Raw genomic sequence first — 14,054 nt, 5'->3', positions numbered from 1 at the left:
TTTCATTTAAATAAATGAGCAAGGTTAGAGTAGAAAAAAGGATTTAACTAATATTCGTCACCCAACCCCCTTATACCAATTAACGTCATTTTTTGCCGCTTGCGCTCTCAATACGGTTTGAGAGAAGTAGAAAAGTGGACAGGCACACTTTAATAAAGCTCAATCAAACCACTATAACACCTTTCAAAATCTAGCTTTCACCACTCAAAAAAATCAAAAGAAAAATTTAATTATAGTTAAGTTTAAAATAGGATTTTTTTCATTTAAATAAATGAGTGAGGTTAGAGTAAAAATAAAGGATTTAACTAATATTCGTTACCCAACCCCCTTATACCAATTAACGTCATTTTTTGCCGCATGCGCTCTCAATACGGTTTGAGAACCTACAAAATTACCATAGCGCGTTCCATAGTTTTTTACCTTATCCAGCCAGGCCGCTTCTTCAATTCTCAGTGATGCAAGAGTACAGGGCATGCCTTTTTGTATGTAACCTCTCTTTTCGGAGCACACATGGCGGCCCGTCCATTCAACAAGTTCAAGGTAGTCCAATAGTGAGGTGGGTAATGTATGTTCTTGCTCTCTTTTGCCAAACGGTATTAATGATACGGGTTGTTTGGTTTGACGTTTCGTCTCATTTTTATTTAACTGATTGACGTTTTTTTTGGAACTTTTGAGTTGCTTTATTCGCTCTTGAATCGATGTAAAATCGCTATCCTCTAGCTTATTTGCCACATTCGCTCGGATTGGATTTAAATCCACATATGCCATACAACTTAGTAGTGCAGCTTCATCTAATAAAGCCTGTGATTTATATCGCCCTTCCCAGTACTTACCCGCGCAGTTATCTTCCTTGTTTGCTTTCTTTGCTATGTATTCATTGAGGTTTTTCATAAACCAACTAATGTCGTACAGCCTTGCGCGCCACTTTTCAATCAGCTCAGATTTAAGTAATTCCTCAGCCTCGTTCAATGTTTCACCGTATCGGTATCTATCAATGAGCGGACTACCTTTGTATAGCTTGTACCACCTCGTTATCACCTCTGCCTCTGTCCAACCTAGAGCTTGCTGCCTATTCACTTTTACAACCAAATGATAGTGATTACTCATGATGGCATACGCAGCTATTTCAATGGCAAAAACACCACTTAACAGTTTTATTCTATCTATTATCCATGTACGTCTATGGTCAAAGTTTTTACCTGTGTACTTATCCTCTCCGCACAAAAAAGCACGGCGTACACACCGTGCTATTAAGTGATAATAAGACGTCGACGACAAATCTATTAATCCCTTCCTTGCTCTTGTCATTCCCTTCAGCTCAATTTAAAACTGGATATTTAAACAGTAGTCAATAAGCGTTAATTATGCAAAAACTTTGTGTCTGTCCCATGTACTCTCTCTGCTCTGCCATTTACTCTGCTCCATGTGCTTGACGGTCACTCTTCATCACATTCATTTACAAGTTTTTGAAATTCTTCCATGAGCGGGGCTACTACTCGCTTTTGATATTGACCAAGCGTTTCATCGTGCTCAGCTATTACAAATACTTCCTTAGCTTGCCCTAAAGAACAATTCTCCTCGTTCCTTAAATACTTAATAATTTCAATAGGACTAAACTGATTTTCGTCGATTAGCTTTTTGGCAATACCGACCAATCTGCCAACATCTTCTTCAGGGATCACATCAGCCATACTACACCTTATAAATATTACGCTCGCCTCATCGGAGAAAAAACAACACAATAAATTTGTGCCTGTCCCACCATATACACCCTATACATGCAACATGTGCTCAAAACATGTCTTTTTACTTGCGTAGCGGTTTAGAAAAAACGCGTCAATGCTACGAATCAGGTTAACTTGATTTGTTAATAGTACCTTTCACATCTTTAACCTTTATCAGTGCCACGATGAAAATCAATGCAACAATATCAATTTGAATCCACTGCGTACTCAATGATTCCGTATACTTATAAAAAGAAAACCCAGGAGAAAACTCAAAACCAAAAGCCAATTCTGGGCTCGTTGCATGCTTTATTGACAGGCCAATAAAACCTAACCCTGAATATTTGGCGGTTACTGAGCCTATAGAAAACCCTATAACCTGTAGAGATTGATTGAGAATCGATAGCCAATACCATTGTGCTTTTTCTTTAACAGCTGTGTATCCAGCTACAGCATTCAGGATAATTAGGGGGAGCCCAACTATAAGCAATAGTGCTGACACTCCATTCGTAAAAGTCGATAACCCAATAACGAAAAAAATTGCAATCGCAGCTACTAATTGAAAATACCCAACAATTTGTACCTTTCGTTCAGCTAATGAAAAAGCATCTTCCTCAAGACTCTCATCCAACTGTTGAATTTCTTCTTGGCGACGTTCCATTTCTTCCAAAAATGCACTGTAATTACTCGAACTTGGGTGAATATTTTCTTTTACATCTATTAATTCAGAAATGGAATATTTTGAATAATCTATTTGTTTCATGATCTCTTTTGTACTGCTATCGCCCCAATAAACTGACCGGAGAGTACCACTACACTGTGGCAACCTCGTGCCGATCCCGCGACGCTTAAAAGATCAACTTCATTGTATTGTACAGCATTTATCCTTCGATGCGGATAATCTTACCTGAACATGAGATGGTGAGCCCTTTTTGTGCTTATGCCCCAATCATCTATTTCCCAACGGTTCTGTCCTGATTCAGTCAGGAATAGCATGAGATCTATTCGCTTTAGGCGGTCCCAAGTTGCTATAGCTTGCAGTGTCTCTTCCAGGGTTAAGTCAGAAAAGTCAGAGTTAGCTATTGGCTTGCACAATGAGACCGTCCCGTCTTTTACAAGATTTTTTAGTATTACTAATACGTCTTCCTTTTGGCATTTCCATCGCTCGAACTCCCATATGATCTCTTGCAGAAGGGCCCCCTCTGATGCACTTAATGCAATTAGAAAGTGAATATCTTGATGAGATATTGATTCCATGAGAGTGCCTCTCCCCGCAATTAAACGATAAAAAATAGTTGGCTATATCTGCACTCTTTCTTGAGCAACTAGTTGTTTGGCAAGCTTCTATTCATAACTCGTTGCCGCTTGAATTGCATCAGCAAATAACTGCCAACTTGGATTGTCTGATTTTGTTGGCAAATCGAAGTTCGTATAGAAGTTATCGGCGCTCTCTAGCCAGGCAGCCATAGCCTCTAAAAAGTCTCGGGTGTTAATATTTTCCCATGTACCTGCGTCTTCGGCGGCTATCACATTTAACAGCTCGATTAGCTCTAACTTCGAGTTTACGATTTTATACCTGACATCCATTTTTTAACCCTATTAGTAGACACATAACGATGCAATAACTGGCGCTTGCCAAGCTGCAAAAAGCTTCTTTATCTTATATATTCACAGCACTTTTAAAAGTCACCTATGTGGCAATCCATCCCAATTACAACCTTGTTATGCTTGATAGCTAGTAATGTCATCCACATTTAAAAAGGATATCGTTCTACCGTCGCTAAAGGTGAAAGTCGATTCTGAACCACCTAATATTTCACGGAAGTTCAGAGTAGTTAAAGTTAAGCTAGTTAAGAGTAGCTCTTCTTTTAGATTTACCACTTTAAAATAGCAGCCCAACTCGTCCATGCAGTAACTTGCTGGCGCTTTGGAATTGGAACGCCAAAAAATGATACCGCAATCAAAATAATGCCTGTACCAAGAATCTCCAACTTTGAGATAAACCTCGTTCGCTGGCTCTTCAAGCTCACCATTGTGCCACATTTCAATACAAAATAGCTCTGAAACTACTTTCCCTTCAATGTCAGGAACAGCGCCATTAAACTCCAACTTACTATTCATGGATCCCTCAGAACATAACATTTTGATCTACGAAAAAATCGCATAGCAACGGCTACTCTTATTCGTATTTAATTACCGAAAGACCATAACAATAACTTAGGAAATTGTCACCAAATCAGAAATGATGTCAATACGTTAAATGACGCACAGTAGTGATGTGAAGAGTCAAGTTTAAGCAATGAATTTGGAACTTTTCCACCATGTTTATTCTCAATTGACTAAAAAGCAAAGTGAAACCGAGCTAACTGTTACGAGTCCGATTTTAAGGCTCTGTTATATGCCGTTAGATAATGTTCTAATCCCTTTTTTAGGAACTCACCTAGATTGATATTAAGGTACAAAAAATTGATTGCTTCAGGGAAAGGCATAGAGTTATCGACCACCAAACCACCTGATTATGCGACATCAAACGCACTTTCGAATTCTTGAGGAGCTAAGCTATCCAATGCATCAAAAAGTTCAACCTCAAGATCTGTTTACGCAATTAACTCTTATTATAAATAAGAGTTTTTTCGGCCACTCTTGTGAGAACTAGCAACTTTCCTTCGCACGTCAGTTTAATTAATTCACAAATAATATCTTGCATGCTGTGCATAGTGATCTAGCAGTGTAGCGCTTGTAAGTTTGTGACTGTCCCATCATGTTTTATGCAATTTGTTATGTTTCACATTTTTGCAGCTCTAGTTCATCTATTAACTGCTGTCTATATTCTAAAACAACCTCTTTCGGAATGTGGAAAATTTCACAATGGTTTTTATCAGGTTCTTGCATTGGATAAGCTCCCTGTCCAACCATGTGCCCACACCCACCACCTATGTCTTTTCCTAACCCTTTCAAAGCACATTCTGACACAGCCTTCCAGTAAGCATTATTGTACGCTGATTCTCTACACTCTTTGTATGAACTATTAAGCTCTCTGGATTCTTTTAGTATGCCTGTTCTCTTTTTCTTGTACTCATCGTTATCTAAGCAATTGCCCACGGCAAAACTTGAAAAAAAGACCAAGAGAAAGAATGTTGAGAATTTCATATAATTACCCTTAAAGCATAAAACCGCATTAAACGGCTAAGCATTGGTTGGCTAAAATGTGATGCAAAGCGAAACTGAGCCAAGCTTTAACAGTCCCCTCTAAATAGGTTTGTTATAAGCACTCACTCAAATAGTATAAAAACTCTTTTATTTAAATGAGATTGATAAGCGTATTTTAATTCTAATAAGTGACCTGCTAAATCCATATCATTAACATTAGTATTTACCCATGATTTTTCATTCGACCAATGAACCGCAACACTCTTCAATTGCTCGTCATCAATACAGTACAGCTCTTTAGAAAAACTCGTTGGTGATATCCAAAGGTTGTCGCTTAGAATAGTGGCTGAACATTTAAAGCAACCAAGTAAATCACTGATTTGTGCTTTGCTAAAACGTCCCCCACCAAGAATTGAATTTTCAGGAACTTCCTCAAAACTATTCAGAACACAATCTTCATTTTCTGCGAAAAATGTAACGTCCACACCAGCTCCATAAGGCATTTATAACGATCGCATAAGTAACGTAAGATGCCTGATTATAGTTAATAAAAAATAAGCGCAAGCCTAACTATTTACGCCCCTTTGATGCGTTTGTTAGCTGTATTATCAACCCAATACTGTCACTTTTTTATTTCTGTATTTTATAACCGGTTGGTTCTTTTTCTTTGGCGTTTCGATTGTCATGGTACTCAACACCTTGATATTCACCACTATGGCCTGTTATTACTATTTTACCAGAGTCTAACCACAATATTACTCTTTTAACTTCTTCGATTATCTGAGGGTAAAAATCATCGACCTTCCCATTGAAGTCATCTGAGCAAGTTAAACCAAGACCGTAACCCAAACCGAGGTTATCCATAAAACTGAAACCTGCACAATATAGGTCATAACATTGCTCGATATATTTATGAACATCGTTTGGTTTCTCAATTATTTTACAAAGAACATTGCGAATACTCCATTCATAATATTTACCCATAGAAAAGTACTTTGACAGCACTTTTTGAGCTTCATATAGACCTGATGGGGTTTTGTAATTTATTGAAATAATTTCGAGATAATCATCAAAACTTAGAGTCTGTTCGAGTGCAGTTTCCGAGTACACCCAATTCTCAAATTTAGTCAACTCGATTTCTTTTGATACCAATTTATAGAAAGTTAATTCGACGGGGTGCAAACAAGTCTCTCCATACTGCTAACGCCTCACTTAACCGGCGCAAAATAGCACACTAAACTAAGCGGCGAAGGAGCGCAAGCTTGCAGTCTAGCACCCATTGATTAATTTACTATATGACTTTGTCAACAGTGTAGCTTTTGAGGATAGTTTCAAGAGAAATTGAGTTTGTGCCCATAGCACCTAAAGCGGCGTATTGAGGTTCGATGCCTTTACTTGTTAAGCTCTGGTGCATGATAGATATAATTACCAACACCAATTCTCATACAATCATCGAAGTCTTCTGGCTCTGATCCAGTAAATATTGATTGCCCAATTAGGGTTTTATCTGGAACATCTTTGCAGCTTAATTCGAAGCCATGGCCATTCCACACTTCACCGATTTGCCTTACCTCAACGACTTCAAAACCTATGAATTGCTCTAAAATTGGAACCCTACAAACGCAACTTCCTTCGTTGGGGCTTTCCTCCTGAAACTGTTCAATACGGCGTTTAAAACCCATAACCTCCGAGCCAAAAAAACCGTGCACTGAGTACCAAACACCATCAAATAGAAGATAAACAACATTTATTTCATTAGCGACAACATTAGCTAAAGCTGAATCAAGCCTTGCCCCTTTAATTGTGCTTACTTTGAGTCTGGCAGCCTTGGTGGTGGTGGCGGAGCAACTTCCGCTGGCTCGAAAGCAAGAAGTTCTTTCAGTTTATAGACGCTCCAATTTGCGCAAAAAATAACAGTGGACCTATCTTTTTTCGTAGTGTTGTAAGACAGAATAATCTCAGTATCATTAGTGTGCTTTTTAGCAATACTTATATATGAACTGTAGTATTCGCCTACATAGTTGTGATCTTCACGTATATCTAAGTTAACTATAAACTCACCTTTTAGACGTGCTGTAACACTACTTAAAAACTCATCACCTTTTTGGATTGGTGAAAGTATTTCGTATTCTATCATTTCATGCTCAGATTTATTCTGTACTTCATGATTAATGGCAAAAGGCGAAAAGGCTTTTACATCACCACAAGCAAATATTTCAAAGCTAAAAAAAATAAACAAGATGAAAAGTTTATACATGGCCTTCCTTAAGGTGTAACGCCTTGTTAAGCGACAATAAAGTTTGGCTAAAAATTAGTGAGGCACGAACGACAAGCCAAACTTTTGTGTCCGCCCTTGTGCACCTTGTTAAGTATCTACTCAACAAAGCTTACAGCTTTATTTTTTAGATCAACAGTATAGATATGGCCCAATTCATTGGCAACTTTCAACTTATTGCCCCAAAAATTTAGCTCGGTAGAAGTAATAAAAACATCTTGAACATCAGATTCTTGGGATTGCTCATAGGATGTGTTGTATATTTGAAGTCCCCATATAGGGTTCCCTGTTTTAGTGTCTAAGACTTGTATGTATCCACCATTTTGATTAGTCCCATTTTCATAAGACCAATGTGGAACAGTATAAACATAATTACCAGAAATGATTGGTAATACTGGCTTCGGAGCCTTGCGTTTTGCGTGACTCTATGAAGAAATAAGTACACCGATAATAAAGATCAGACAATATTTCATAGACACTTAACGTCCCAAATAAAATGCAAAAAATAATTGGCTAAAATTTGTGAGGAACGAACAAAGCAAACTGTTTTTTGTTCGCCCTTTTTAATTTGCCTTGTTAGGTGCCAAAGTACATTTGGTTAAAGTTATAGTCGTGCATGAATGAAAACATAATTTTATCTATTACTCCCTCATCCTTGGAAAAGATATCTATATCGCAATATTCTGTTAGTCTTAGCCAATTGTTACGATAAAGCACTTCTGCACAAAACTGACCGTTGTACAGGATTTTTGTAGATTTTTTAGCATTCAGCTTTTTAGGTAAGCAGTAATCAATATCAGTTCCATCCTCAAATCTAAATGATTTAGGGGAAGATATGCGGTTTACTGCAACTTCTTCTTTCTTGAAGTAACACTTTTCATACACATCACCAGAAAAGACCAATTGCTTATCTCTTTTGAGTTGTATCTCTAGTGGCGACTTATGAATCGAGTAACCTAGACATGACTCATCACTAATTTCATATCTTCGAAAAAAGACAAACTTATTTATTCTTCGAATTGAGACTCGAACCATTTATGGCACCTAACGCCTTAATAAACGGCGAAATATAGTAGACTAAAATTAGCGACGAAGGAACGTAAGCCAAGCTTTACGCGTCCGAATTAGCTGTTTTGTTAGAGTTGCTAAACCCAAATAATACTAAATATTAAAAAAATGAGTAACCAACCTAACCGTTTTACAGGGCGAAATCTATTTTGGAAAATGCAAAACAACGGAGTAACCAGAACTAAAGAATAAATAGTTAGGGCAAAATAAAAGTCGTTGGAATTTGGCTTTAAGCTAGGAAAAATAGCAGCAAAAATGACGGCCACTAATAAGATTGCTAACACTCTAGAACTGTAGCTGGCTATCTTTTGTTTTTTAAAAGCTTCCATTTAGTGAGCAACCCTTGAATGTAACCCTAACATTTTTATCTACGACAAATGCGTATAACAACAGCGTAATTCCTGCCGCACAACTACGGCTATTGATATACGCACTTTATTACTGTCAACCATAACAATAACTTAAGCAGATGTCACCAAACTAGAAATGAATTTGTGACGGCCCACCCATCTTGTTCTTCTAGTATAAGAAATTAACCTTGATTACGTTTGTATCCATATACGACAAAGGCCAAAAAACAAACTCATTCCATCAGCGCCTTTCCTGGATCTAAATAAAACATCTTTTTCCACCCTTGTGTCTCAAGTGTAGCGTGCCAAGGCAGAGGAATTAAAGATAAGATTGAATAATGCACATGGGCGGGTTTGTCTTTGGCGTTACCAGTGTCGCCAAGTGTACCTATTGATTCTCCTGAGCTAAGCCACTGCCCTTGGTAGGTTGAGTAGCTTTGTAGGTGAGCATAGTAATGAATACGCCATTTTGGCCCAAGCACAGCCACAACTTTGCCACCTTTATTGACCTGCCCGGCAAAAAGCACTACACCACTGGACGCTGATAATACATCAGTGCCTTTTTTACCAAATATGTCTATGCCTTTGTGCACCCCAGATGTGCCCCATGGTTCGTACCAAAAGGTGCTTTGGTTCCAATCGTTTACAGTGGCACCACGTACAGGTATATGTAGAGACTGCGGGATCAGCCCACTTATGACTATTGCAACTAATAGGGTTAAAAATACATATTTGAGCAACTTCAAATTAATCTCCTTGAAAAAGTCACCTTGTCGTACATGTAAATAAACGAATAAACCTATTGCGTGTTTTGCACGAAAAGTAATAATTTAGCTGGCAACAAGCCTTTAAAAGTAGATTAAATACTAAAACTCCTTAAAAAGTGCTGAATGAGCCACTGATTAAATTGCAAACTAATAATCTTGTCTTATACAAATTAGATTTATTCCTCCATTTTGCTTTCATAATTATGTATCACTATTCGACATAATTAGAGGTAAACTCGCTTGGAATAGATATGCAGCACACACTAGATAAGGAAAACTTCCAATCATTTGGTGTCGTTTGTGAACAAATAAATAACAATAAAAACCAAAAAAGTACTAAAAACACAAAAAGTGCTGAACTCACAGCCATTTTGCCGTCTAGTCTTGGTTGTGCCAGTTTTCGCAAGGACTATGGACTAAAATATGCCTACCTAGCTGGAGGTATGTATCGTGGTATTGCATCTAAAGAGCTGGTGATTGCCCTTGCTAACGCAGGGTTGATGGGATTTTTGGGGACTGGCGGTAGAAACACAAAAGACATTGAACATGACATTGTTCATATTCAACAAGTACTTACTGAAGACCAAGCTTATGGCATGAATTTGGTCGCCAATTTGGACTCGCCTGATACTGAGCTTGCCACTGTTGAGCTGTACTTAAAATACGGTATTCGCTGCATTGAAGCAGCGGCATTTATCCGCATCACACCAGCACTTGTATTATATCGCCTTCAAGGCCTATACCAAGACGCGCAAGGCATTGTGCGCTCTAGTAACAAAGTGATTGCCAAGCTCTCTCGCCCTGAGGTTGCCAGTCAGTTTTTAAGCCCGGCGCCCATGCAGATCGTGCAGCAACTGCTCGAAGCGCACAAGATAACGTCTGAACAAGCACAATTAAGCCAATTCCTGTTTATGTGTGATGACATTTGTGTCGAGGCTGACTCGGGAGGCCATACTGACAGAGGTTTACCAGCAGTGCTGCTCCCTGCAATACAAAGTCTGCGCAACCAAAAAGTTACAGAACATGGTTTTGCTCATGTGCCTCGCGTCGGCCTTGGGGGTGGGATTGGTACGCCTAGTTCAGCAGCTGCAGCATTTATGATGGGCGCTGATTTTATTCTTACCGGTTCGATTAATCAATGCACCGTTGAAGCTGGCACGTCAGACACAGTTAAGAGCATGCTGCAACACATCAATGTGCAGGATACTGATTACGCTCCAGCGGGCGATATGTTTGAATCGGGTGCCAAGGTACAGGTACTTAAAAAAGGCGTATTTTTTGCGGCTCGTGCTAACAAGCTCTTTCAACTGTATCAGCAGTATGACTCACTCGACGCTTTGCCCGACAAGCTCAAAACCCAGCTACAAGACAAGTATTTCAGCATGAGCTTTGATGCCATTTGGCAACAAACCAAAGCGCATTTACTGACAACAGGCCGTCCTGAAGATGTAACGCGAGCAGAGCAAGACAGCAAGTACAAAATGGCGCGGGTGTTTCGCTGGTACTTTGCCCACAGCATGAAGCTGGCCTTCAGTGGTGATGAACAAGCACGTGTGAACTTTCAGGTACATACCGGCCCCGCCCTCGGTGCTTTTAACCAATGGGTGAAAGGTACAGAGCTGGAATCATGGCAAAACCGTCACGTTGACAAAATTGCCGACAAACTGATGTGCGACACCGCTGAATTGATGAATGCCAAGATTCAACAACTGCTGGCAGCTAACCTCGCTTACAAATAAAAAACGGAGTAAATATGAAAACATACATATTTCCGGGACAAGGATCACAATACGTCGGCATGGGCAAAAAGCTATTTGCTGAGTTTCCAAACTATGCCGAACAAGCCAGTGACTTACTTGGCTACTCAATTAGTGAGCTGTGCTTAGCAGATCCCAACAAGCAACTTAATCACACTCAATTTACTCAACCTGCGCTCTACACTGTCAGTGCCCTCGCCTTTTTACAGCAGCAGAAAAAACAGGATACAGCGGACTATTTAGCAGGTCACAGTCTGGGGGAATACGCAGCGTTATTTGCCGCAGGTGCTATCAGTTTTGAAAGTGGATTAAAGTTAGTACAAAAGCGCGGTGAGCTCATGAGCAAAGCAGCTCCCGGCGCCATGGCCGCTGTGCTTAATGTCAGTGAATATGACTTAAATAACGCACTGACAGACAACAACTTAAATACCATTGATATTGCCAACTTGAATGCACCTGAGCAAATTGTGATATCAGGCCTTGCCGAAGACATCGATCAAAGCCAACGCTGTATTGAACAATTAGGGGGACGATTTATCAAACTCAATACCAGTGGCGCTTTTCACTCCCGTTATATGGCCCAGGCCAAAGCTGAGTTTGCTGACTTTATTCAAGCTGTTGAGTTTGCTCCCATGCATACACCAGTCATTGCCAATGTGACCGCAACACCGTACCAAGCCTCCAATATTCCAAAGCTTTTAATTGATCAAATAACCCAACCTGTACAGTGGACAAAAAGCATCGAGTTTTTGCTCTCACAAGGAGATATGTGCTTTTTGGAGCTTGGCCCAAAAAAGGTCCTGACCAAACTTGTACAAACCATTGAGCAAAACTTTGCCAAAACCCCACAACTCAGCACAGTAACAAATTCTATAGGCAATCAAGCAGTTGTCACACCGCAACAACAAGTGACACACTGGAATAACACTTACCCGATTGGAACTGAGGTGTTTGTAAAAGGCCAAGCAACCCCATGTAAAACGCGCTCTCAAGCCATCTTACAGTTTGGTCATCGCCCTACAATTTATTTGCACGATTACAGCGGATACTTCCACTTAAATGACGTAAGCCCGGTAGCGACAAGCGCTCACATAGCAGCAACGGCTTAAAACAGCATGAATAAATACACTGGCCAGAAAAAGGCCATCAACAGAATAAACATTAACAATACTTTTGGACCAAAGCGATGAAATATTACATTGGCTTAGCAACCTCATTTCACGATCCTGCAATTGCGATCGTTAACGAAAAAGGCGAACTGATTTTCGCTGAAGACGCGGAGCGCTTTTTAGGCTACAAGCGCGGCTTATATTGTCTACCAGACAACCCATACTACATTGAGGAAGTGCTTAAAGCCCACTGCGCTGACTGTACTGAGTTAGTGATTGCCAAAACATGGAGCAAGGGCCGCGAAAAAAGCACCAATATTTTAGAAAATGTGGTTTTAAGTATTTTAGAAACTTTCTCATTTAATATCGACGTCAACACTCGCGATATAAAAGATCAGTTCTACTTTGCTCGCGCTTCTCAAGCTGCGGCGGGTAGAACCCTGTCACGCTTTTTTGAAGCTGGTTGCCGTAACTTTATTGTCGGTAACTACAGGACCAAAAAGCCAACCGATGTCCGCTATCACGATCACCATTTAACTCATGCGGCCAACGCGTGTTTTAACAGCCCATATGATGATGCAGCGTGTATCGTGGTTGACGGCATGGGCGAAAAAAGCAGTATTGCCTATTACAGCTATAAAAACGGCCAAATAAAGCCAGCTCCTATCAAGGTAAAACGCTCTTTCAAGAGCCTTGGACTGTTTTACACCATTATCTGTGAAAACCTTGGTTTTGACCCGCTAAAGGGAGAAGAGTGGAAAGTGATGGGTCTTGCCCCATACGGTAAAAAAGACCAAAAGGTCTATGACTTACTACGCTCATCACTGCAAGTTAAAAACGGTAACTTTGCCGTGCCTAAAAACCTCAACGCCATCATGAAAGAAATCAAAAGCATGGCAAGAGAGCCTGGTGAATCAGTTGAGCGTTATAAAGACTTTGCATACACAGGGCAGCTGGTATTTGGCGAAATCTTCATGGATTTAATCAATGCTGCATATGACTATGCGCCATCTAAAAATCTCACTATTTCAGGCGGTTGTGCGCTGAATTCATCATTTATGGGCACAGCCCTCGAGCGCTCAAAGTTTGAAAATATCTTTGTGCCATCAGCGCCAGCTGACAACGGCAATGCCATTGGCGCTGCGTTTTTGAGCTATCAACAAGACAACCCAAACTGGCAGCCGAGTAAAACTGTACAGTCCCCATACACAGGCTCCACAGTCAAACAAAAGTCGCTGCAAAAACTGGCGCAGTACGGCCATCTAAAAGCCACTGATTATGGTGATGAGGTCTACAAGAAAACCGCTGAGTTTTTAGCCGAAGGTAAAATTATCGGTTGGGCACAGGGACGCGCAGAGTTTGGCCCTCGCTCTTTGGGTAACCGCTCAATCCTCGCAAATCCATGTTTGCCGGATATGAAAGACACCATCAACGCCCGGGTTAAGTTCAGAGAGGAATTCAGGCCTTTTGCACCTTCCATCTTGCATGAATACGGCGATGAGTACTTTGAAAACTACCAAGAATCTCCTTACATGGAACGTACCTTGGTGTTTAAAGAAGCTGTGCGAGACAAAGTCCCAGCTGTGGTGCACGTTGATAACACGGGTCGTTTGCAGTCAGTGAAAAAAGAATGGAACGAACCCTACTACAACTTGATCAGCAGCTTTAAAGAGATCACAGGCGTACCTGTGCTACTCAATACCAGCTTCAACATCATGGGTAAGCCCATTGTGCACTCTGTAGAAGACATGCTTGCAGTGTTCTTGATGTCAGGTATTGATGTGTTGGTGATTAACAACACCATCTACGAGAAAAACTAGCAATACGCGCCCTAAATCGGAATTGATTTGGGGC

Annotated in this window: 15 protein-coding genes; 3 read left to right on the top strand and 12 right to left on the bottom strand. The window is 40.2% G+C overall.

Annotated elements, in window-relative coordinates; translation table 11 throughout:
• Nucleotides 1-315 precede the first annotated feature (315 nt).
• From J8M00_RS05015 to J8M00_RS04960, 12 genes are all read right to left on the bottom strand, one after another.
• Complete coding sequence (locus J8M00_RS05015) at nt 316-1,308, bottom strand: transposase (RefSeq protein WP_211009241.1); 993 nt, start codon at nt 1,306-1,308, stop codon at nt 316-318.
• A gap of 128 nt (nt 1,309-1,436) precedes the next feature.
• Nucleotides 1,437-1,691: a hypothetical protein gene (locus tag J8M00_RS05010; protein ID WP_211009240.1), complete on the bottom strand. Its 255-nt coding sequence runs from the start codon at nt 1,689-1,691 to the stop codon at nt 1,437-1,439.
• A 163-nt stretch (nt 1,692-1,854) separates the two neighbouring features.
• Nucleotides 1,855-2,487: a hypothetical protein gene (locus J8M00_RS05005; protein WP_211009239.1), complete on the bottom strand. Its 633-nt coding sequence runs from the start codon at nt 2,485-2,487 to the stop codon at nt 1,855-1,857.
• 581 nt (nt 2,488-3,068) lie between these two features.
• Nucleotides 3,069-3,311, bottom strand: a complete 243-nt coding sequence (locus tag J8M00_RS05000; protein ID WP_211009238.1) for a DUF7660 family protein — start codon at nt 3,309-3,311, stop codon at nt 3,069-3,071.
• Nucleotides 3,312-3,446: 135 nt separating this feature from the next.
• Entirely contained in the window at nt 3,447-3,845 is a 399-nt protein-coding gene (locus J8M00_RS04995) for a hypothetical protein (protein ID WP_211009237.1), read from the bottom strand.
• 657 nt (nt 3,846-4,502) lie between these two features.
• A complete protein-coding gene (locus J8M00_RS04990) occupies nt 4,503-4,874 on the bottom strand; it encodes a hypothetical protein (protein ID WP_211009236.1) in 372 nt (123 codons plus the stop codon).
• A gap of 122 nt (nt 4,875-4,996) precedes the next feature.
• Nucleotides 4,997-5,359, bottom strand: a complete 363-nt coding sequence (locus tag J8M00_RS04985; protein WP_211009235.1) for a hypothetical protein — start codon at nt 5,357-5,359, stop codon at nt 4,997-4,999.
• A gap of 145 nt (nt 5,360-5,504) precedes the next feature.
• Nucleotides 5,505-6,056, bottom strand: a complete 552-nt coding sequence (locus J8M00_RS04980; protein WP_211009234.1) for a hypothetical protein — start codon at nt 6,054-6,056, stop codon at nt 5,505-5,507.
• A 209-nt stretch (nt 6,057-6,265) separates the two neighbouring features.
• Nucleotides 6,266-6,556, bottom strand: coding sequence for a hypothetical protein (locus J8M00_RS04975; protein ID WP_211009233.1), 291 nt, complete (start codon nt 6,554-6,556; stop codon nt 6,266-6,268).
• 125 nt (nt 6,557-6,681) lie between these two features.
• Nucleotides 6,682-7,131, bottom strand: coding sequence for a hypothetical protein (locus J8M00_RS04970; RefSeq protein ID WP_211009232.1), 450 nt, complete (start codon nt 7,129-7,131; stop codon nt 6,682-6,684).
• A gap of 594 nt (nt 7,132-7,725) precedes the next feature.
• Complete coding sequence (locus tag J8M00_RS04965) at nt 7,726-8,184, bottom strand: hypothetical protein (protein ID WP_211009231.1); 459 nt, start codon at nt 8,182-8,184, stop codon at nt 7,726-7,728.
• A 616-nt stretch (nt 8,185-8,800) separates the two neighbouring features.
• Nucleotides 8,801-9,313, bottom strand: a complete 513-nt coding sequence (locus tag J8M00_RS04960) for a M23 family metallopeptidase (RefSeq protein WP_211009230.1) — start codon at nt 9,311-9,313, stop codon at nt 8,801-8,803.
• A gap of 272 nt (nt 9,314-9,585) precedes the next feature.
• Here J8M00_RS04960 and J8M00_RS04955 point away from each other — a divergent pair, with 272 nt between their 5' ends.
• The 3 genes from J8M00_RS04955 (at nt 9,586) to J8M00_RS04945 (ending at nt 14,020) form a co-directional block, all read left to right on the top strand.
• Nucleotides 9,586-11,073, top strand: a complete 1,488-nt coding sequence (locus J8M00_RS04955; protein ID WP_211009229.1) for a PfaD family polyunsaturated fatty acid/polyketide biosynthesis protein — start codon at nt 9,586-9,588, stop codon at nt 11,071-11,073.
• Nucleotides 11,074-11,087: 14 nt separating this feature from the next.
• Nucleotides 11,088-12,200, top strand: a complete 1,113-nt coding sequence (gene fabD, locus J8M00_RS04950) for an ACP S-malonyltransferase (RefSeq protein WP_211009228.1) — start codon at nt 11,088-11,090, stop codon at nt 12,198-12,200.
• 77 nt (nt 12,201-12,277) lie between these two features.
• Nucleotides 12,278-14,020, top strand: coding sequence for a carbamoyltransferase family protein (locus tag J8M00_RS04945; RefSeq protein ID WP_211009227.1), 1,743 nt, complete (start codon nt 12,278-12,280; stop codon nt 14,018-14,020).
• Nucleotides 14,021-14,054: the final 34 nt, after the last annotated feature.

This window comes from Pseudoalteromonas luteoviolacea (assembly GCF_018100925.1).
Classification (GTDB): Bacteria; Pseudomonadota; Gammaproteobacteria; order Enterobacterales; family Alteromonadaceae; genus Pseudoalteromonas; species Pseudoalteromonas obscura.
This window is presented reverse-complemented; position numbering and strand designations above follow the sequence as displayed.